General features: G+C 33.9%; 23 protein-coding genes. 7 read left to right on the forward strand and 16 right to left on the reverse strand.

All coding sequences use genetic code 11. The features are described from left to right. Window positions 1-90: 90 nt before the first annotated feature. On the forward strand, window positions 91-831 hold the full coding sequence (locus ACIDC4_RS06685) for a hypothetical protein (protein ID WP_412042305.1): 741 nt from the start codon (window positions 91-93) through the stop codon (window positions 829-831). Window positions 832-835: 4 nt separating this feature from the next. Next, window positions 836-1,309: a hypothetical protein gene (locus ACIDC4_RS06690; RefSeq protein ID WP_412042306.1), complete on the forward strand. Its 474-nt coding sequence runs from the start codon at window positions 836-838 to the stop codon at window positions 1,307-1,309. An 8-nt stretch (window positions 1,310-1,317) separates the two neighbouring features. Here ACIDC4_RS06690 and ACIDC4_RS06695 read toward each other — a convergent pair whose 3' ends face one another. The 9 genes from ACIDC4_RS06695 to ACIDC4_RS06735 form a co-directional block, all read right to left on the reverse strand. After that, the gene (locus ACIDC4_RS06695; protein ID WP_412042307.1) at window positions 1,318-1,896 is read right to left on the reverse strand and encodes a DUF4833 domain-containing protein; all 579 of its coding nucleotides are present in this window, start codon (window positions 1,894-1,896) and stop codon (window positions 1,318-1,320) included. A gap of 604 nt (window positions 1,897-2,500) precedes the next feature. Beyond that, window positions 2,501-2,932 (reverse strand): GtrA family protein, encoded by a 432-nt coding sequence (locus ACIDC4_RS06700; RefSeq protein WP_412042308.1) that lies wholly within the window; start codon window positions 2,930-2,932, stop codon window positions 2,501-2,503. Between the two features lies 1 nt (window position 2,933). Beyond that, complete coding sequence (locus ACIDC4_RS06705) at window positions 2,934-3,620, reverse strand: CDP-alcohol phosphatidyltransferase family protein (RefSeq protein WP_412042309.1); 687 nt, start codon at window positions 3,618-3,620, stop codon at window positions 2,934-2,936. A 153-nt stretch (window positions 3,621-3,773) separates the two neighbouring features. Then, window positions 3,774-4,580 (reverse strand): phytanoyl-CoA dioxygenase family protein, encoded by an 807-nt coding sequence (locus ACIDC4_RS06710; protein ID WP_412042310.1) that lies wholly within the window; start codon window positions 4,578-4,580, stop codon window positions 3,774-3,776. Between the two features lie 231 nt (window positions 4,581-4,811). Then, a complete protein-coding gene (locus tag ACIDC4_RS06715) occupies window positions 4,812-5,600 on the reverse strand; it encodes an SDR family NAD(P)-dependent oxidoreductase (RefSeq protein WP_412042311.1) in 789 nt (262 codons plus the stop codon). 171 nt (window positions 5,601-5,771) lie between these two features. Further along, entirely contained in the window at window positions 5,772-6,212 is a 441-nt protein-coding gene (locus ACIDC4_RS06720) for a putative quinol monooxygenase (protein ID WP_412042312.1), read from the reverse strand. A gap of 179 nt (window positions 6,213-6,391) precedes the next feature. Beyond that, window positions 6,392-7,438, reverse strand: a complete 1,047-nt coding sequence (locus ACIDC4_RS06725; RefSeq protein ID WP_412042313.1) for an alpha/beta hydrolase — start codon at window positions 7,436-7,438, stop codon at window positions 6,392-6,394. Between the two features lie 91 nt (window positions 7,439-7,529). Then, window positions 7,530-8,126: a DapH/DapD/GlmU-related protein gene (locus tag ACIDC4_RS06730; protein WP_412042314.1), complete on the reverse strand. Its 597-nt coding sequence runs from the start codon at window positions 8,124-8,126 to the stop codon at window positions 7,530-7,532. 85 nt (window positions 8,127-8,211) lie between these two features. After that, window positions 8,212-9,090, reverse strand: coding sequence for a helix-turn-helix domain-containing protein (locus ACIDC4_RS06735; RefSeq protein ID WP_412042315.1), 879 nt, complete (start codon window positions 9,088-9,090; stop codon window positions 8,212-8,214). A 273-nt stretch (window positions 9,091-9,363) separates the two neighbouring features. Here ACIDC4_RS06735 and ACIDC4_RS06740 point away from each other — a divergent pair, with 273 nt between their 5' ends. Beyond that, window positions 9,364-10,170 carry an SH3 domain-containing protein gene (locus tag ACIDC4_RS06740; protein ID WP_412042316.1) on the forward strand — a complete coding sequence of 269 codons (807 nt, stop codon included), beginning with the start codon at window positions 9,364-9,366 and terminating at the stop codon, window positions 10,168-10,170. Between the two features lie 70 nt (window positions 10,171-10,240). Continuing rightward, complete coding sequence (locus ACIDC4_RS06745; RefSeq protein WP_412042317.1) at window positions 10,241-11,365, forward strand: DUF4238 domain-containing protein; 1,125 nt, start codon at window positions 10,241-10,243, stop codon at window positions 11,363-11,365. 209 nt (window positions 11,366-11,574) lie between these two features. Here the strand turns inward: ACIDC4_RS06745 and ACIDC4_RS06750 are convergent, their stop codons facing one another. Beyond that, complete coding sequence (locus ACIDC4_RS06750) at window positions 11,575-11,988, reverse strand: SMI1/KNR4 family protein (RefSeq protein WP_412042318.1); 414 nt, start codon at window positions 11,986-11,988, stop codon at window positions 11,575-11,577. 186 nt (window positions 11,989-12,174) lie between these two features. On the opposite strand from ACIDC4_RS06750, the gene ACIDC4_RS06755 reads away from it, so the two are divergent. After that, window positions 12,175-12,870 carry a pseudouridine synthase gene (locus ACIDC4_RS06755; RefSeq protein ID WP_412042319.1) on the forward strand — a complete coding sequence of 232 codons (696 nt, stop codon included), beginning with the start codon at window positions 12,175-12,177 and terminating at the stop codon, window positions 12,868-12,870. 7 nt (window positions 12,871-12,877) lie between these two features. Here ACIDC4_RS06755 and ACIDC4_RS06760 read toward each other — a convergent pair whose 3' ends face one another. From ACIDC4_RS06760 to ACIDC4_RS06780, 5 genes are all read right to left on the reverse strand, one after another. After that, window positions 12,878-13,576 carry a DUF1826 domain-containing protein gene (locus ACIDC4_RS06760; RefSeq protein ID WP_412042320.1) on the reverse strand — a complete coding sequence of 233 codons (699 nt, stop codon included), beginning with the start codon at window positions 13,574-13,576 and terminating at the stop codon, window positions 12,878-12,880. 39 nt (window positions 13,577-13,615) lie between these two features. After that, window positions 13,616-14,974 (reverse strand): MATE family efflux transporter, encoded by a 1,359-nt coding sequence (locus ACIDC4_RS06765; protein ID WP_412042321.1) that lies wholly within the window; start codon window positions 14,972-14,974, stop codon window positions 13,616-13,618. A 230-nt stretch (window positions 14,975-15,204) separates the two neighbouring features. Next, window positions 15,205-16,629: an amino acid permease gene (locus ACIDC4_RS06770; RefSeq protein WP_412042322.1), complete on the reverse strand. Its 1,425-nt coding sequence runs from the start codon at window positions 16,627-16,629 to the stop codon at window positions 15,205-15,207. A 326-nt stretch (window positions 16,630-16,955) separates the two neighbouring features. After that, on the reverse strand, window positions 16,956-17,483 hold the full coding sequence (locus tag ACIDC4_RS06775) for a GNAT family N-acetyltransferase (RefSeq protein ID WP_412042323.1): 528 nt from the start codon (window positions 17,481-17,483) through the stop codon (window positions 16,956-16,958). Between the two features lie 188 nt (window positions 17,484-17,671). Then, complete coding sequence (locus tag ACIDC4_RS06780; protein ID WP_412042324.1) at window positions 17,672-18,601, reverse strand: DMT family transporter; 930 nt, start codon at window positions 18,599-18,601, stop codon at window positions 17,672-17,674. Between the two features lie 67 nt (window positions 18,602-18,668). On the opposite strand from ACIDC4_RS06780, the gene ACIDC4_RS06785 reads away from it, so the two are divergent. Continuing rightward, window positions 18,669-19,526 (forward strand): LysR family transcriptional regulator, encoded by an 858-nt coding sequence (locus ACIDC4_RS06785; protein WP_412042325.1) that lies wholly within the window; start codon window positions 18,669-18,671, stop codon window positions 19,524-19,526. Window positions 19,527-19,534: 8 nt separating this feature from the next. On the opposite strand, the gene ACIDC4_RS06790 is transcribed toward ACIDC4_RS06785, so the two are convergent. Next, the gene (locus tag ACIDC4_RS06790; RefSeq protein WP_412042326.1) at window positions 19,535-19,978 is read right to left on the reverse strand and encodes a GNAT family N-acetyltransferase; all 444 of its coding nucleotides are present in this window, start codon (window positions 19,976-19,978) and stop codon (window positions 19,535-19,537) included. Between the two features lie 290 nt (window positions 19,979-20,268). Between ACIDC4_RS06790 and ACIDC4_RS06795 the strand changes: the two genes are divergently transcribed. Continuing rightward, window positions 20,269-21,474 carry a glycoside hydrolase family 88 protein gene (locus ACIDC4_RS06795; protein ID WP_412042327.1) on the forward strand — a complete coding sequence of 402 codons (1,206 nt, stop codon included), beginning with the start codon at window positions 20,269-20,271 and terminating at the stop codon, window positions 21,472-21,474. Window positions 21,475-21,519 lie beyond the last annotated feature (45 nt).

Genomic DNA, 21,519 nt, shown 5'->3' on the forward strand with positions numbered 1-21,519 from the left:
TGATATTCTTAAATCTTATTGTGGACATGATTATTATTTTCATATCTCAAATTTGAGAGATAACTAAATAATTATCTAACACTTCAAAATATGAATGAAAATATTTTTAAAACAAAAACTGATTTAGATCCTTCAGAGTATAAAAAATTATTTGGAGATCCTTTTTGGAATGAACAAGGAAGCTCAAAGGCTAGAAGCTTTTATCAACAACTGAACGAACGAGAAAAAGCTTTAATGTTAAAAAAGAATTACCTTGAAATGATTAAAAAAGCCAGGGAAAGAAATTTCGATATGGCGGCCGATTGTTTACAATGGTGGTTGGACGGTTCAGGATTTACAAAAACCATGGACTTTAACTGGTTGAGAAGACAAAGGGAAGTTATTGCTGCTGAAAATGTAAATATTGAACGTTTTGAAATTGATTATGACACTAAATTTGGACTTTTTCTGCTAATTCTAGAAGAAGGAAAAACTAAGAAATTTTCAACACACTATGACAGACAATTTACAGGTGGGATTTTTGGCGAGTTATATTATACTAGTGGCACTAGTATTTTGACTTCAAAATGTATTTTTAATGTCACTAATAAGGGGAAAGATAATTATATGTTATCAGGACACATAATTCATTCTTGGCATGATAGATATGATTGGCATAAAGGGGCAAATGCTTACATACCCAGCTTTGGAAGTGTAAAGGATTCTGATGCATTGTTGGTTGAAAAATATTGCGGGGCAAAACCGTATGAAATGAGAAGTCAGTGGAAACAAAGTTTCAACGTAATTTTTAAATTTACATCTTCAGGAGAGTTAAACCTTAAATTAAAATAGAATAATGAAAAAGAAAATATACATAACCTTAGCCACTCTAGTTCTTTTATTTGCTGCTTACTATTATTGGGAAAATAGATATGTCGAACTTCGTCCTGTAATTTCAAAAGGATACGACCGCCAAATAGTATTCTTTCAAAATGACTACTATAAATTTGCTAAACCAAATGAGATTTCTCCTAGTTACTATAAAAACATAAAATGGATTTTGGATGATTCTAAAGTGGATTATATTGAAGAAAACGGAATTATTTATGTTCGAAATAAATTCCTGAACGACATGGAGATGGTTTGGAATTATTCCAATAGAGCTACTGGTACTAAGTATTTTAAAATAGAGAAGGAAATGGATAGTATTAATCTTATTTCTGAAAAGGAATATGTAGCGTCAAGGAGAAAAAAAATAGACTCTATTTTAAAAACTATAAAGACAGATTCTATTAAATTTCATGAAGATCAAGAAAATAAAGAGAATTAAAACTATTCTCATTTCAATAACATCCTCTCAGTAATTATCTTATTTGAAGAAGCATCAATTCCCGTAACTTCGGCATACTTTACATTTGGTAACCAAAAAGAGCCTCCCTCAATGCGCACAAATATTTTTTCTACCTGTATTTTTTTCTGATTTACATTTGCAAAGACATGATATTTTTGATCTGAATCTACCTTTTTCAAGGTTAAGGGCAACTTTTTATAGGATACAAACTGAAACTCAAACTCCTCATTATTCAAGGATTTACTTTCTATTCCGTATGCGAATTTGCGCTGCATATAACTAAAATCTTTCTTCTCTCCTTTGTCAGCATATCGAATCCAATACGCTTTTATAGGATTGGTTTTGTCTATTTTTCCGTTTTCCTGATAGTTTATAGCATAAATAGCAGTGTTTGTATTGGGGTCACGCTGAATGTAAAACAGCATATTATCTATGTTTTTAGGCGTAGGGAAAGTCAATGGCGACGGATTTTTGGATTGTGCCAATAAGTTTTCAGAATATATATTTACTAAAATCGTTATAACGATTAGTGATTTTGTAAAATATTTAAATGGTAATTTGTTCATAGAGAAATTTTTATATAACATTGGGTGTAATTATTTAAACACACTTCAACTCCGCTCAGTGCAGGCTCGAAACATAGATTTGGGGCGCTTAAAAAAGGCATTTCACTTGTTTACAAAAAACATAGTTGACTATGTGTTTGAAACTGAGTTTAAGCTTTTAGAAAATAAAATTATTTCAAATCAAATCCGTTTTTATCCGCGTTTTTACGAAGTAAATCTGTTTTATCAGCGTCGAAATTAGACGCTGATTTTACTGATTCGCAAAAGCGAAAACGCTGATAAAAACGGATTTCCCTAATACTTTCCTGATTGAACCATTAAATAATTTATTGCAAATCAAATCTGTTTTTATCCGCGTTTTTACGAAGTAAATCTGTTTTATCCACGTCAAAATTAGACGCTGATTTTACTGATTCGCTAAAGCGAAAACGCTGATAAAAACGGATTTCTCTAATACTTTCCTGATTGAACCGTTAAATAATTTATTGCAAATCAAATCTGTTTTTATCCGCGTTTTTACGAAGTAAATCTGTTTTATCTGCGTCAAAATTAGACGCTGATTTTACTGATTCGCAAAAGCGAAAAAACTGATAAAACTGATTTTCTAATTTGATTCGATTACATTCTGTTTATCGTTTGCCCTAAAAACCCAATTTTTAATCAGTGGATAATTAAAACCATAAGAAACAAAACTATCGATGATTAATCTTCCGATTCTGTAATCGATTTGAAATGATTTTTGCAAAATAAGTGTACCAAATGATTTCAAGGAAATACTTCCCAATACCACCAATGCAAATTTAAAAAGCTGACTATTGATATGGCTGCTATAACCCGATTGATTTTTAAATACCCAAAATCTATTGATACTGAAATTGACAATTGCGCCAACGGTTCCGGAGATTAGAATAGAAAAGGTAAAATGCAATTTGAATACTTCTGTCAATAAAATCATTAAGCCATAATCAGTAATGCCGCCTAAAAATGCCGCAACTTGTGCTTGCAGAAAAGTGGAAATGGATTTTTTGCTGAACATATCAGTCTTGGTTTTTATCTCTTAAATCGCCCAGCTTTAAAAGTTTTAAGCTATCAATAACATTGATTATAAATAAGATAATAGCGATTGAACCAGCCAAATAGGTAATTGATCCGTGAAATAAAACTTCCAGGATTAAAATGAAAGCAATAATAAACCGAAGTTCTGTTGGTCCAACAAAGCCGGAATCTATACTATATTCATTGGTTATTTTGTAGCGCAACTGACTGATGATGATCGACCAGCCATACAATGCGACAAAAGAAAAGGCTACTATTTGTGTGCCACTTTCAGCATAAATGTAGTAACCAAAACCTATAAGTACAATACCAATCCAATCGGCAATAATATCGAGTGCAAAACCGTACCAACGGCGCGGAATATTTCTATAATAAGCCAATCTTCCGTCTAAAGAATCGCCTAACCAATTTAAAGCCAACCCAATAATACCCAAAAGCAAATACCAGTTGGCTAAATAAGTACCTAAAACAAAAGCCAGGAAAACTAATCCCGAACCCAATGTACCCATTAAAGTGAGCAAGTTGGGCGAAATGAATTTAGGTACCTTTGGCAGCAAAAATACAATTGTGGACTGTTCTGCTCTTTTTAAAATATTAGTTCGCTTACGGTCAGAAAATGTTCTTTGCACAATTTCGCTATAACCTTCAATGTGTGTTTCCTTCTCCATTAATAGCGCAATATTTGTAGGCCTGATACTATAGCCAGTTCTACTTTTGTAATTTTAAATTTTATTTTTCTTTGCGTATTTTTAAAAAAATCGATGGTACTTTTTAGCTTACCTGATCTAACCAGATAACTAAATGCGATTACAATCAGCATATTATTTAACAATGCCCGCAAAACGTTGATAGAAAACAGTTGGGCTGTTCTCATTTTTGGGAGCATATTTTCCTGCTATAATCGGAATATAAATAACCCTTCTTCTACTCTCTTCTCCGCGGATAGTTGATTCTGCCACTCTGTGCCACAAACGGCCATCGTGAATGGTTAAATCTCCCGCTTCCGGAGTGATGGAAACTTCCTGTGGATCAGGTTTATTATCTAAAAAGTACTTTTTACGAAAAAGCATTTGATAAATACTTTGCTTGTGCGTACCCGGAATGATTTTAAGACCACCATTTTCTGGTTGTAAAGTACTCAAGTGAATCCCCACATTGAGCATTGGGTTTAATTTGGCACCATAAAAAATATCTCTCAAACCATCTGTATGCCAGCCCATTTTAGTAAACTTACTTTCCGGCCCATTGATATAATGATTAAAAACCATTCCGTCTTTTTCTTCAGTACCCAATCTCGAGCCCTCGCCAGCCAATGGTAATAAACTATTGAATCTTGGATCAAGTAAAAGACCGCTTAAGGTTTGATGATGTTGATTGATAAAAGCAAAACGTTGTACAATTGGTGAGCCGTCTAAATCTTTTCCGTATTTGATTGGAACACCGTTTACTTTTTGAAGATCGTTGTCAATCCATTTTTGCTCTACTTGTTTTGAAGCATCAATGATGGATGAAACCGTTTCCGGATTTATAAATTTTTTGAAATGGATGAATCCATGTTCGTTAAAAAACGCAATTTGCTCATTAGTTAATTGCTCAGTAAGGGTAAAGGTTTTATAAGAAGATACCATGATAATATAGATTTAATAAATGAAATAATATAGTTTGTAATTTTATCTAAAACAGAATAACAACAACAGCAACAACAAAACATTAGCATGTTGGCGTGCATTCGGTTTTCAGATAAATTAAACATATTTCCTCTATTATTTGACATACTCTATAGAATTAGTAGAATTTAATACAAATTTAATATAATTTTTTATTTTACAAAGAATATTTTTTTTATTTTTTCGAAAAAATTAAATTTTATAAATTCCGGCTGCCGTTTTTTCGATAAAAGCCTTTGGTAATATACGGTTGGCATAAACCGAAATGATATTGGTAAAACCCGGAATAACTTCTGATTTTTTGCTGAACATGGCTTTTACGGCCATTTTTGCAACTTCATCAGGCTGCATATTAAACTTTTCGGCCATTTTGCTAAAAGCGTTTAAGCCAGCTCTTGCAGCAAAACCAGTATCAACAGGCCCAGGACTAAAACAAGTTACTGAAATTGAAGTTGGGGCAAGTTCGAAACGCAGGGCACGCGTAAATGATAAAACAAAAGCCTTTGTAGCCGAATAAACAGCCAGCGTAGGTACAGCCTGGTAGGCAGCAGTACTGGATATATTTAAAATGTAGGCTTGTTTTTCTTGTAAAAGTATAGGCACTAATAAATGCGAAAGTTCTACCACTACATTCATATTTAGTTGCATCATACCAAGCTGATCGGTTAGTAAAGACTGACTAAAATCTCCCCACACTCCATAACCGGCATTGTTAACTAAAATGCCAACGGGATAGTTATTTAATTTTATCCAATCGGTTACTTTTTGCGATGCATCATTTGTCGAAAGATCAATTGCTAAAACAGCCGCATTGATGCCGTATGTTACTTGCAGATCATCAGATAGTGCTTTTAATTCGGCTTCACTTCTTGCAACAAGCAATAGTGGATAACCTTGTTTGGCCAATTCATAAGCAATAGATTTTCCAATGCCTTTGCTGGCGCCGGTTATTAAGGCATACGGTTTCGTTTTTTCGCTCATTTTATCAATTTAATCATCCAAATATAAAGATTAATTGTAAACCGTTGGGTGTGCGACATGCATAATGGCCTCCGCTCCTATTCTCTCGCTGTTTTATTCAGGATTTAAAGAAACCTGCAAAATATAAAAACTGCTATGCCGCTATTTTTAAAAGAATGGTTATTATAGTATTTATTCAATCATTTTTTTAAACAACATTTTCATAGATTCTGGATCTATTGTATTCATATCTAACAACTTTAATGATTTAACCATTTTAATTGTAGTTGTTTTATATTTTTGAAAATGAGGTGTTTTTAAATGTGATTGATAAGCATCGTTATCATTATAGATTTCTAATATTCGTATTTGAGTCGAATCAGTTTTTTGATACATCGGAAATATAGCCAGTACACCGGCTTCCAGTTTTACCGACGCTGAAGCCTCCTCTTTTAAAATGGCTTTATATTCGGATAAATGTTCAGGGTGAATTTCAATTTCCGAAATACGAACTATCATATCTTTGTTTTGGGCCGACATATCGCTGAAAGTTAAAAGCAGTATTGCCAATAGTAACTGTAAAAATAAACTATTTCGAAAACTGCTCTGAACATTATGGATTAAATTTTTCATTTACAAGGCTTTAATATTATAATAAAAATTCTTTAAGGTGAAGAGGATAATTCTCTAAAGATACCAAAATATCGCGGTCTTTAAAACTTCAAAACAATTATAATACGGAATAATAGCAACACCGTAAAAACAAAAACGCTCTCTTTTCGAGAACGTCTTGTTATATCATTTAATCTTTATTATAAATTATCATTAAAGAAACTTCCTAATTTATCAAAAGGAATCACATCTACTTTATCATACAAATCAACGTGAACTGCATTTGGTATAATTATTAATTGTTTTGGCTCATTTGCCGCTTTAAAAATATCTTCACTAAAATATCTTGAGTGCGCATTTTCTCCCGCGATTAAAAGCATTGGTCGTGGTGAAATTTCTTTTACATAATTGAGTATTGGCATATTCATAAACGAGATCGAATTGGTTACCAGCCACGCTCCGTTTGAATTCACAGAATTAACTTGAAAACCACGCGGCGTTCTGTAATAATCAAAATATTCTTTTACAAATTGTGGCTCATCGCCTTTCAAGGCTTCTGGTAAATTTCTTGGTCTAGCTGCCGGTTTTCCGTTTTCGGCATCTTTCCAACGCTGCTCACCCAAAGTTTCCAATGTTTTGGTTCTTTGTTCCGGAGTTACAGCATCATTATAGCCTTTTGACATTACTCTTGTCATATCGTACAAACTTGTCGTCGCAACGGCTTTTACCCGCTTATCAATGGCAGTTGCATTTAGAGCAAAACCGCCAAAACCACAAATACCGATGATTCCGATTTTATTTCTGTCTACATTTTTTTGTAATCCTAAAAAATCAACCGCGGCGCTAAAATCTTCAGTATTGATTTCCGGAGAGGCCAGATTTCGTGGTTCACCTCCGCTTTCTCCTGTATATGATGGGTCGAAAGCCAAAGCTATAAAACCACGTTCTGCCATTTGGCTGGCATATAATCCTGATGATTGTTGTTTAACCGCTCCAAATGGTCCGCTGATGGCTAATGCAGACAATTTTTGGTTTCCTGCATTTTTCGGAAGGTATAAATCTCCGCTTAATGTAATACCGTAACGATTTTTGAAGCTCACTTTTTGACGGGTTACTTTATCGCTTAATTGAAAAGTATAATGCTCTTTTGATATATTCATTTTTTCTGAATTTAATTGTTCTTTTTTTTGTGCAGATATTTGCCCTGTTATCAGGAATAGTATTGCGATTGCGAATGATTTTTTCATTTTATTTTTGATTTTATATTTTTCATAATGATCTGATTTTAATTGTTTTAGAAAAATTCACAACTACATTTCAGTTTCAAAATCATATCTTTTAAGGTTGAATATTTTTAATGAATTTTGCAGGAATTCCACCAACGACGGTATTATCAGGAACATCTTTAGAGACTACAGCTCCTGCTGCGACAACTGCATTTTCTCCAATTGTTACGCCGGGCAAAATCGTAGCATTGGCGCCAATCCATGCATTTTTTTTGATGAGAATTGGTTTCCCTTCTAATCCTTTTCTTTCCTCAGGATTTAATGGATGGTTTTCGGTAATGAGACTGACTTTCGGGCCAATTAAAACATCGTCTTCAATGGTAATTCCGCCCAATGCCAAAAACGTGCAGTCAAAATTGATGAATACGTTTTTACCAATTGTAATGTGTTTTCCACAATTGATGTAAAGAGGTGTAAATACGGCAACATCCTGAAGTTCTTTATCTAAAATCCTGCTTAACAACTGCGTAATTTCTTCAGGATTTACAGCATTGTTCATCTGAATCAGTAATGCTTTCACAGCAAATGCTTCTTCCCTCAATCTGCCCATTTGCGAATCGTTAGGAAGTATGGTTTCACCTGCTAAAAGTCGCTCAAAAATATCTTTTTGAAATGGTGTGGAATCGGAAATAGGATTTGAATCTGACATAATATTTGAATTAAATAACCAGATACAAAGGTAAGACTGCCTTTACGCAAAGCAGTAACGATTATCAAACCAAAGATTAAGAAATTCAAACTTCTGCTAAGCGAAATGCAGAGGGATTAGTGCCCGTATTTTTTTTGAAGAAATTATTAAAGTAAGTGGGGTAATCAAACCCAAGTGCGTAACCAATTTCAGAAACACTCCAATCAGTATGTTGTAAGAGCGCTTTGGCTTCTGTTATAATCCGCTCCGTAATATGCGTTGTTGTCGATTTTCCGGTAACTTCTTTTATGGCTCGATTCAGGTAATTGACATGCACATTCAAATGTTGTGCGTAATGCTGCGCTGTCCTTAATTGAAGTGGATTGGAAGTTGTTTCAATTGGAAACTGTCTTTCCAGTAATTCCAAAAATACAGATGATAATCTAGACGATGCATTCTTATTCTGTTCGAAATTTTCAGAAGGTTCCATCTTCAAAGATTCGTGTATAATAAGACTGATATAATTCCGAATCAGCTCATCTTTAAAAACATAGTCACTTTCCTGCTCTGCAATCATTTTCTGAAAAATAGTATTGAGAAAACCTCTTTGCTCTTCGGTGATTTTTAAAACAGGTGTTCCGCCAATCTTAAAAAAAGACGATTGCTGCAGGCTTTCAGAGCGTTCAGAATTTTTAAAAAACTCTTCCGAAAATAAAATAGTATAACCAATATAAGTCGTAGAAATTGTTTCCCATGAATATGGAATGTGCGGATTTCCAAAAAAGAGAATCGTACCTTCCTGCTCATAGGTTTTATCAGAATAATGAATCTTGCTTTTTCCTGTTGTCAGACAGATTTTATAAAACTCCTTTCTGCTGTAAGTTCTGGTTTCGGCACCATCATCTTCTATCTGGAATGCTTTAAACCCTTGCAGTTTCAGTTCATTATTAAACTTAGATACTTCTCTTACTATCTTCTCTTTCATTTTGCAAAGTTAAGAAATTCAAACTTGTTTAGAATTATCGAATTTTAAATTTTATGAAAAAACACTTTCCCGAAAAGTATATATTAAAAAAATAGCTTCCTTTTTATTAATATAGGAACAGACACGGAAAGAATTTCCGAGCGATTTGGTTTAAAAATAAATTTCGGTTAAAAGTTCATAATATTTCTTATTCTAAATCAGGTATTTTTACGTACTAATTTATCCTTTTTATAAACGATTTTTGTCTAAAAGTACCTATTAGTCCAAATATCAATGAAAAACATTTATTGTTTATTTCTTTTCATGTTTACACTCAACTCATATCCTCAAGTTAATGTTAAAGGATATTACAGGAGTAATGGTACCTATGTTCAACCTCACCAAAGAACAGCTCCGAATTCCACTATTACTGACAACTATAGTTATCCAGGAAATTATAACCCCAATACTTCTTACGATAATTCATCCTATCGAAGTAATTATAATTACACAAATTCAAAGACAGAGTGGGTAGATGGGTATAATCGAAATGATGGAACTTATGTGAGTGGTTATTACAGAACAATAGAAAGTAATATACCAACTAATTCTTCATCCAAAAAATATATAAATACTACAAAGGTCAATTTAAGGACAAGTCCAGAAGTTGGAGAAAACATAATCAATATATTAAACTACGGAGATGAAATTACATCACTATACAATTTTGGCGATTGGGAAAAAGTCAGTGTAAAAAAACATAATGCGTACACTTATAGTTATGATACTCAAGAAGGTTATATAAGTAGCAGATATTTAAGTACCTACTCTTCACATAACAAAGTTTATTATCCACAAAACAATCAAAATTATAATACTAAATCAAATTTAGAATACAACATTAGTTTTAAGGTAATAGCACAGAAAGCATATTTTCATTCTACGCCTAGTACTTATAACCAAAATAAAACTTATTTAGTATATGGTGAAATTATCACAGCTATTGGCGATTCTCAATATTTTATATATATCGAATTTACAAATGTAAATGGAATCAGAACAATAGGATGGATTTTAAAAAGTGATATAGCTAAAGTATGATAATGATAATGATAATGAAAATTAAATATCCTTTTGAACCAAATTTTAAGTATTTATAAGCCGAATGTAAATGGCTCAACAGAAAAAACATATTACAAAAAATCAGCACTTTGTCCCGCAATTTTTCCAGCGTTTCTTCTCTTATGAAAATAACGGAAAAACCATTGGTATGTTTAATACGAAATTGAATATTTTCAAAAACCAAGTACCGATTTCTTCACAACTCAGCAGTGTTTACCTTTATGACCTGGACGGAAATCTGGAAAATTGGCTTTCACAACACGAAGCAGATTCCGCACCAATCTTTAGGGAAATGTGGGAAAAAGAAAAACTCCCAACTACCCAAAGTAAGGATCATTCAAAAATGTTGCATTTCATGGTTGTTTTGGATCTTCGAAATCCTATTCACTTCAAAATTCTAAATAATCTTGAGCAAAAGCTTCCCAATACTAAATCCAAAATCAGTGAAGGTAATGTTTCCACTGATGATATGGTTTCTAAATTAAAGGAATATCAAACTTATCAGGGAAAACTTAAATCGCTCCAGTCAGCCCAACTACTGGTTTCTGATCTTTTGGACCTGAAATACAAACTGATTAAAAATACAACTTCTAATCCTTTTATTATTTCAGATAATCCGATAGTTCTTTACAATCAGTTTTTAGAAAAAAGAAATTGGACAATCGGCAGCCAAAGAGATTTTGGACTAAAAGGATTGCAGTTGTTCTTGCCGTTGAACGATTCATATATGCTAGCTGTCTATGATCCCAATATTTATAAACTTGGGACTAAAAAACAGCAGGTAGTAGCCATAGATGATAAAAACAGTATTGACCAGCTTAATCTTCTACAATTTCTCAATTCTGAAAGTACAGTTAATTTCAGTCATAGGGCATCTAAACATTATATAAATACACTTTATGAAAGATCTAAAAAATATAAAAAAGCAAACGATCCATCTATTAATGTGTATAAAATGAATGTTCCTAAAGAATACTACAACCTTACAGCGCAAATGATCGAAATGGGTGCTTCAGATCTAAACATTAAACTAAGCGTCCAAAAATTAAACTTTATCTCGAAATCATCAACTATCAAACTAAAGTCACTTAATGATCAATACAGGAAAAATGTAAAATTCAAAGGTTATACTTATATAGTTTATAAATTTACACCAATTGATGAAAAGTCATAATAACTAAAAAAAACCGATCGCGCGAATTTGTAATCCGTGCCCGCAAAGTATATCTTAACAAATTTAAAAAAAGAAAATCCAGTTTTTATTAATAATCCGGAACGTGCACTGAAACAATTTCCACGCTATCGTTGCGCATATCCTAGTGCTAGTTTTTTTTTATCGCTAGCACTTCCTAGAGCGGTACAGTTTTAGAGAGGGATGGCAGTTTATTCTTGCAAGTTATTTATAAACTCTTCAAAGCTGTCAGCTACTAATTCAAAAGCATCATTTTTTGTTTTCCACTCCATTTCCATTTGATATAACAAAATTTTATCCATACATTCTTCATCAAATGATATACAAAATACCCAGCCTCCATTATCTATTGCAAAAGGTAGTTTTTTCCCTAAGCCTTCTTCCTTGAATTCTTTGATAAAATCGTACATCATCCTATAAGTTATAAATTGTGAAATTTCAAATAACTTTCCATCATTATTTATAAACTTATTTTCCTTTACTGACAAATCTGCGTATTCTGAAATAAAATCTTTAATAGTTTCAGGTATTTTAATACCGGCTTCATTTTCAATTCTACTGTATTGATGCGGTAAAAAACGATCCTTTAAAGTTAACTTTCTCATATTTTAATAACTAATTTCCAAATATTACTTTTCTAATTTAGCCAATACATCAGAAAGTAACCACTATCCGAGATGTTCTTGCAAGCGTTGCGCAAATATAAGGAACTCTCCGAGGAGAGGGAAAAACTATAAAAATAAATAAGTCACAAAAGACATTTCAATCAAAATCTCTTCTACTTTTGCGCAATGTTAGAAATTCTTTACCAGGACGAATATATTATAGCCATTAATAAACCAAGCGGGTTGTTGGTTCACAAATCATTTTATGCGCGCGATGCAAAAGTGTATGCCATTCAGGAATTAAGAAATCAAATAGGGCAACACGTCTACCCTATTCATCGGTTAGACCGCAAAACATCTGGTGTTTTGTTATTTGCGCTGGATAAAGAAGTCTTAAAAATTATGAATGATCGTTTTGCCACACGCGAAGTCGAAAAAAAATATTTGGCCATTTTACGTGGTTGGTCACCCCAAGAACTAACGATTGATTATGATTTAACGAATGATGATGACATTACACAAAATGCCATAACCTACTTTCATCGTTTGCAAAATGCCGAAGTTGCGTTAGAATTTAACAATAAACCCACTTCACGATACTGTTTGGTAGAAGCTATTCCTGAAACCGGGCGTATGCATCAGTTACGCAAACATTTCAAACATATTTTTCATCCCATTTTAGGAAGTCGTCCTCATGGTTGTAACAAACAAAATAAATTATGGTTGGAGAATTTTGATCTGAAAGGAATGATGCTTCATGCACATCAGTTAATTTTTAATCATCCAATACACAATGAACAACTCATCCTGAATGCCAAGGTTAATGATGAGTTTAGCAAAGTAGGTACTATTCTTAATCTTGATTTGAGTAAGTATCAATAGAATTCCATTAGCAAATCAACAACAACCGATATTCTCCTTCATTTTCTACTGGTGCTCTATGAATGCAAGGCAATACTTCTTGTTTTGGATGATCTACAGCCAGTCGCCAAAGATGTCCTAAACCTAAATTAACAGGTGCTGCATCCTGATGTGCCTGATAATGCAAATCAAAATAATTTTCCTTCAAAAAATCTTCGAATTCTTCCTCTGGTCCGTCATGCAATTCTTTTAATTTTGTTCGGATTTCCGGAACCAGGATTTTTTGCTCTGCCTTCGCATTAGCAATAATATCACTTGCTGCTCCGTGATAGGTACATAAAAAAGTATCTGTTGCAATGGGCGAACGATCAACATGAAACGAATACACATCGGTCGATATGAAATCGAATTCATCATCACGTTCGTAACACTTTAGTAAATTAAGAGAAGGCGAAGCGCCAAAATCAGTTAATAATTGTAAATCATTCAATATTATTCCCCTTGCTATATTCCCCTTTTCGGATAGTTTTAGTGCGATGAGATCTTCGGGATAAACTTCGGTTATATTTTCTTCTAAAGATAATTGAGATACAATCTCCTTAAAATCCCCGCCCAGGTTTCTGTACCAGCATAGCGCATTCATTTCTCCTTTGAAATTGGTCTGCACAAGATCAGAGAAAGTAGATACCACTCCTATTTGGCTGCTGTCAGAAAATATATTGTTCATAGTATAATAGTAAGAAGCTAGTTAGTTAAGGATACAAAATTATGTATTTTGGAGGGCTTTATTTATTACATAGCGAAACCTTAAATACAGTAAAACAGATGAAGTTAACAACCCCAGACACAGACCAAACCAAATTCCCTGTACTCCTGCATTGAAATGAATTCCTAAAATATAGGCTGCAGGAAGTCCAATAATCCAATAAGCAATAAAGGTTATAAAAGTCGGAATGTTTACATCTCCCATTCCTCTTAGTGCGCCTAGTCCGACCACCTGGGTGCCATCAAAGAGCTGAAATATTGCGGCAATAATTAATAATTGCGCCGCCAGTGCAACAACATTGATGTCGCTTGTGATCAGGTAAGGCAAATATTGATTAAAAAGTGTAAAAATCACAGCAAAGAACATCATAAAAATGATCACCAAATGGTAAGATGCCGCAGCAAACCTCTGGAGTCTTTTGTAGTTTTGATTTCCAAAACTATTTCCGACTTTGATAGTTGCAGCAGATGCAATTCCTCCTGCCATCATGTAGGTCATTGCTGCAAGCGTTATGGCTGTTTGATGCGCTGCCTGTTCTATCGCGCCTATGTGGCCGGCCATTAAAGCAGCAACGGCAAACGCTCCAATTTCAAACACATATTGCATCGCTACAGGCAATCCTATTTTCATCACCTTTACAATTTTTGAAACATCAATAAACTTCACAGAGAAATGCTGTATATAGACCTTAAAACTTTCTGTACGAAGCACATACCACATCATGACCACCATCATTAAAACACGATCTATCAATGTTGCAATTCCTACCCCCTGAACACCCATTGGCTCAATGCCAAACATTCCTTTTACCAGAATTACGGCGATAACTACGTTGAGCACATTTCCCCATATCGTTATGGACATGGCTTGTTTTGTAAAACCCAGTCCTTCTGCAAATTGTTTGAAGGTTTGAAATATCATTAAAGGCAAAATAGATAAACTTAATACCAATAAATAAGGTTTTGCTGTTTCTACCACCTGAGGATCCTGATCTGCATGCTGCATAGCAAACATAGAACCGTAATACACGACTAAAAAAAGAAAAATTGCAGCAGCAACATTAAGCCATAAGCTGTTTGAAAGAAGCTTGGCGCATTCCTTAAAATTTGATTTTCCGTTTTCTTGTGCAATAAGAGGGGTTAATCCGTAGGCAACTCCTAATCCGATTACTAAAACTACCATGAAAACAGAATGAACCAGCGAAACTGCTGCCAATGATATAGTTCCTGCATAATGTCCTATGATTACTGTATCGAGAGTCTGTACCAAGGTATGCCCAAGCTGAGAAATGACAACAGGCCCGGCAAGTGCAATTGTACTTTGGTAATATATCTTATTGGATTTATATTTTTTGATCATATTAAAAATTACTTTCTTGATAAAAATGTGCTCCAATAGTATAATTAAAGCTTTTTTTTTATCTAAGTTAATGGAAAAAACGATAACTCAACCCTAAATAAATCTGTACTATTACAGTTTTAGGATTGAAGGTGAAAAGGGCTGCTGTGGTATTAAAAACAAAAGTATAGTATTGAAAATTAACTATACATCAAGAATAAATACCCGATAATGAATAATGTAAAAGCTACTTATTTTTTTGTTTTAAAAACCTTATAACATACAAAAAGAATCCCCAGCCAAATAGGAATTAATTCTACCGATAACTTCATATTAGTGATCCACATGATGGATAAAATACCCAATAAAAATATGAAACAGATATAGTTACTCACCGGATAAAATATGGAAGCAAATTTAGTTTTTGTGCCTTCCTTGTCTTTTGCACGTCTAAATCTTAGATGCGTATATGAAATCATCACCCAATTAATAATCAAACAAGACACTACCAAAGACATTAAAATACTAAAAGCCTCTTTTGGAACTAGTTTATTGATTAAAATACAAATAGCTGCAAAACATGAAGAAATTAAAATAGCATTAATAGGTACCGATTGTTTGTTTAGCTTCATTAAAAATTTAGGGGCATTACCCTGATCTGATAGACCATATAACATACGTGAATTGCTGTATACGCTACTATTGTATACGGATAAAGCAGCAGTTAATACAATTAAATTCAGCACATTAGCAATAAGACTTGTGAAAAATATCTTGTTGCCAAAAAGCTCAAATTCCATTCCGTTTAAATTTTGAAAAACCATTACAAACGGGCTGCTGTCTGTAGTAATTTGCTGCCACGGTGACAAAGCAAATAAAATGACCAATGCACCCACATAAAATATAAGAATTCTATAGATAACCTGATTGGTTGCTTTTGGAATGTTTTTTTCCGGGTTTTCTGCCTCAGCTGCAGTAATTCCAATAAGTTCTAAACCACCAAAGGAGAACATAATCAGCGCCATTGCTGCTAATAAACCCTGAAAACTGCCATCAGTTGTTTTTTCAAAGAAACCTTTCGGGAAGAAGCCTCCATCGTTGTATAAATTATGAATGGTAGCATGTTCTCCTCCTGTACCGCTTATTAGCAAGTAAGTACCAAAGAGAATCATGGCAATAATAGCCACTACTTTTATGATCGAAAACCAAAATTCAGTTTCTCCATATACTTTTACCGACGCAAAATTTAAGGCATTAATAACCAGAAAGAAAAACAAACTGGATGCCCATAGCGGAATTTCAGGCCACCAAAACTGCACATATACACCAATGGCCGTAAGTTCAGCCATACTCACTAAAATATATAAAATCCAATAATTCCAACCAGATGCAAAACCTGCAAAAGAACCACAATATTTATAGGCAAAATGACTAAAGCTTCCTGAAACAGGTTCTTCGACAACCATTTCACCAAGTTGTCTCATTATAAAAAAAGCGATCATTCCTGCAACAGCATATCCTAAAATAACCGATGGCCCTGCTAAGACAGCCGCGGGACCAATACCAAGGAAAAGACCGGTTCCTATCGATCCGCCTAAGGCAATTAACTGAATATGGCGATTAGTCAGCCCACGTTTAAGCTGATTGTCTTGTACTTCTTCTGGTTTGTTTTTCACAAATTAGATTTTTAAATGAGTAAAATGCACTCACAAATGTATAAGCTGCGAAGATAAGTTAAAATAGGAATGGTACAAAGCATGCGCTATGCTAAAACTACGATAAGGTCGCCCTTTTTTTGAGAGGTTTCCTGAAAGCATGCCCATATTAGCTTTAAGCTAAGAATTGGGAATAACATTTCATCACTTAATCACTCTTCAAAAGGCACAACGCAAGTTTGATTACCTCCGAATGTTTTATCTGTAAAGCATCAATTTGATAGCGATTGCTTGCTATAAAATGATTTTCAATACTAATAAATTATCGATGCAAGTGTTCTAAATGTCTATTGATTTTTGAGATTTTTTTTCATCATAATATCAGTTTGTTCATCGGTTCCCAATACAAAAATATGTTTATCAAATTCTACAAAGCCATTTTTCTTATAGAAACTTATCGCTCTGTGATTTTCTTCCCAAACGCCCAGCCAAACAAAATTAACCTTATTAGTCACTGCAATTTGAATGGCATGTTCATACAAAAACTGACCTGCTTTTTTACCATGATATTCTTTCAGCACATAAATCCTTTCAATTTCAAGTCCCTCTTTGTCCTGCATTTCTGTTTGAGATTGTCCACGGTTTATTTTTAGATACCCTACAACCGCATTGTCAATTACAGCAAAATAAAATTCAGAATTAGCTTCGTTTAACTCTTCAGAAAGTTTCTCAACTGAAAAACCTTCTTCTAAATATTGAGTCATATTTTTCTCTGTATTGCTTTCAGAAAAAGTTTCAAAAAAGGTCTTTCTGCCAATTTCCTGCAATTGGACGATATCATTTATACTTACTTTTTTAATTTTAAAATTTTCCATTTTTTATTTTTTATTTTTTATTTTAAATCATTACACTACACTTTCCATTCCTAATTAAGCCATTCCTTATTTTCAGAAGCCCCTAACCTTTTATAAAACTTTTTGCCAGCTTCATTCCAGGGTGCAACATTCCATTTTATCTGGGCACAATTTATTTAACTTAGCTTTCACTGTCTGCCTCAAAAGCCTTACGAATTTTGATTTCTGTTTGGTTCATTTATGTTGTAATTTTTAGTGATTATATATTTTCTCCCCTTTTTCCTGACCGAAAGGTCTATTTCAGACCATATCGTTGCAGTTAAAATCAAGGTACCGCCTATAAGTAATTTCCATGTCAAAGCTTCATCCAATATAAAAAACGCAGCAAATGCTCCAAATACAGGTTCAAAAAGATAAATTATAGCCACTTTTTCGGCAGATAAATAGTTCTGCGAAATCATCGATACAGCATACATATAAGCAGTGGAAAACACTGCACAATAAACAACCGCAGTCCAGAAATTATGGTCTTCAATAAGCCAGTTTTGCTGATTGTCTGTTAATGCAAAAATTAAACAAATAACAGTGCTTGCGGCAAACATTGGGACAATTGTAGTTATTATTTCATGTTTGTCTTTTTGTTTTTCGACCATTATGAGATAGATACTGAATCCTATCGTTCCCAAAATGACATAAATAGTGCCTCTGTTTATTGTTAATCCGTCAGAAATCGAAATTATGGCCAAACCCAGTAGTGCAATTAGCGAAGCCACCCATATTTTGCCGGAAAAAACAGTTTTATACAACATCCACTTGAGCACAGGAACAAGAATTACACATATTCCGGCGATAAATGTACACTGGGATGCAGGCAGATATTCAAGGCCTTTCGTCTGCAAGATTATCCCAAAAGTCAAAGGAAATGAGAGCATAATTCCTCCTGTAATACTTTTACGATCAGTATTTTTAAAATATTTAGCAAAGAAAACAGAAAGAATAATAGTAGCAAGTGCTAATCTATACACCAGAAAAACATATAGAGATCCTGCCGCTACACCAATCTTAGTAACAGAGAATGAAATACCCCAAAAAGCGGTGCCCAGTATTAAAAGGATAAGATATAATTTTTTCTTTTGCATGTTATAATTTTGAAATATTCAAAAAAGCATTTCGATGATTGTTTTATTTTATTATTAAATTGCAGGCATGGATATACAGCAATTGAAATATTTTCTGGCTCTCGCCAAAGAGCTTCACTTTTGGAAAACGGCTGAAAAAATGAACATTACACAATCTGCCCTCAGCCGGCATATTATGTCTTTGGAGAATGAACTTGGCCTGCAGCTTTTTTTTAGAAATAAACGCAATGTCAAACTTACTGCAGCAGGCGAATTTCTAAAGGAAAAGTGGAGCACTGAACTTATTCAGCTCGAAGCGATACAAAAGCACGCTCGTCAAATTCATTTAGGCGAGCAGGGTTCTGTTTGTATAGCGCACCCAGACTCCATTTCTTCCTCGATTTTACCGGATTTTATTAAAAAAATTGCAACTGTATACCCTAAATTAAAAATTGAACTCGTGCAGTTGACCTATGAACAGCAGGAAGAACAGCTTAAAAACTATAAAATTGATTTAGCTTTTAGTCGTGAGAAAAATGAATCGGCGGCTATTGATTCAAAAAACCTCGGTTCTGAAAACTTATGCTTAGTCGTTCCTTCAAATCATCACTTTATAACAATTGATGATATTACACATAAAAGTATCGCTACAGAAAGATTCATTGCAACCAATGCAGGTTCCAGCAATAGTTATGACAGCATTATTAGTGATGTTTACAAACACTATCAAATAGACCCTGATTCGTATATTTCCTGTGAATTTGGATCTACCATTATTTCCTTAATCAAAAATGGCCTGGGTATTTCAATTTTGCCTGAATCTTACAGACTTCAGCATAATGAAAACGTTCGATTTATTCCACTTGACTTCACAGCCAACCTGTATATGAACTGGCGAAAAAACGATCCAAATACATTAATTAGCACTATCCTTGAATTATTATAAAAATAGCGCTATCTGACCATTTCGATATGTAATATCCCGTCTTCATCATAAGGTTCGCCGCTTTCTATAAAACCCAGTGAATTGTAAAATTTTGACAAATGCCGCTGTGCCCCTATACGTATCGTTGTTTCTTCAAAGACTTTTTCACAAGCTTCAATTGATTTTTGCATCAGTTCTTTTCCCAAACCTATACCTCTAAAAGCTGGTGAACTGACCACCCGACCAATTGAAATTTCCTTATAGGACAATCCTGCCGGTAAAAGTCTGGTATATCCTGCAAGAGCGCCATCAACATAACAAAGATGATGATAACTCTGCTGATCCTTATTATCGATGTCCTGAAACACACAATTCTGTTCTACAACAAATACTTCGCTTCTCAACTGTAAAATCTGGTACAATTCGATATTGGTTAATTCGTTAAATGTTTTTATAAAATAATTTCTTTTCATTGTTTTATCTCTTATCAAATTGCTGTAAAGGTAGTAACAAGAATAATGCGCAAAAATGCTATTTAATCATCAACTAATGCAATTGTTGAATTAGTTAAACTTGTCGATATATGAGTTTTGGAGTAAATACATTCTGTCTTTGAAAATCTAACCTCAATTAGTTTCAAAATTGATGTTTACACAAATTCAAAACATTTATGATAGAATTTGAAACACCTTTTTGAACCCCTCGTTTAACTTCGCTTTATAAATATTCCATCAAACAGAATACAGATATAAACGATCAAACCATGAAAAAAACTTTCAATCTATTTCTAGTCCTCTCCGCCATTACTTTTAGCACTTTTGCAAAGCCTGTTCAAAATGATGATCCGTCTTTGCTTTGGTTCAAAAAAACAACTGAGGTAATTCATTTTCAATTAAACAAAGCAGCACAAACTTACAAACCGGGTAAAAATCCGCGTTCTGTAAATCCCGACGGAACAGTAAGACTGGCAGGTTTAACCGACTGGACAACGGGTTTTTTCCCTGGAAGTCTTTGGTACGGCTACGAACTTACAGGAGATAAAAATTTGGCCGATGAAGCTAAAAAATTTACTCTTGCTTTAGATTCCATTCGAAACATAAAAAATACCCACGATGTAGGCTTTATGCTGTATTGCTCTTACGGAAATGCATACAGAATTACGGGCGATAAAGTATATCTTCCTGCTCTTGCAGATGGCGCGGCAAACCTTTACGCACGCTTTAGTCCAACCGTAGGAACAATCCGTTCATGGGATTTTACATGGTGGCATTATCCCGTAATTATCGATAATATGATGAATCTGGAGTATTTGTATTGGAGTGCTAACCAGTTTAACAAACCTGAGTATACCACTGCGGCCAGTACTCATGCCCTTACAACCATGAAAAATCATTTTAGAAAAGATTATAGTTCATATCATTTGGTTGATTACGATCCAAAAACAGGCAAAGTATTGCGCAAGGCAACACATCAGGGTGTTACAGATGAGTCGGCTTGGGCTCGCGGACAAGCCTGGGGATTGTACGGATATACGTTGTGTTATGCGAATACCAAAAATGAGAAGTTTTTACAACAGGCAGAACATATTGCTTCTTTCATCATGAACCATCCAAGAATGCCAAAAGATAAAGTACCGGTTTGGGATTTTGATGTACACAATGCCCTGGATACTGCAGAGCGTGCCCCAAGAGATGCTTCGGCTGCTGCTGTTATAGCATCTGCCCTACTCGATTTAAGCACTCAGGTAAAAGACGGAAAAAAATATGCTGATTATGCCGAAGATATTTTAAAATCATTATCATCTGATGCTTATTTGGCAAAACCGGGTGAGAATAGTTTCTTCTTATTAAAACACAGCGTTGGTGCTTTCTTGTACAATTCAGAAATCGATACACCTTTGGATTATGCTGATTATTATTATCTGGAAGCTTTAAAAAGATATGCTGCAATCAAAAAAATTCAGATATAAAGTCCCTTTTTAATCAATTTGAAAAATTAACGCACTAATAAACAA

This window comes from Flavobacterium sp. C3NV (assembly GCF_046825355.2).
Lineage (GTDB): Bacteria > Bacteroidota > Bacteroidia > Flavobacteriales > Flavobacteriaceae > Flavobacterium.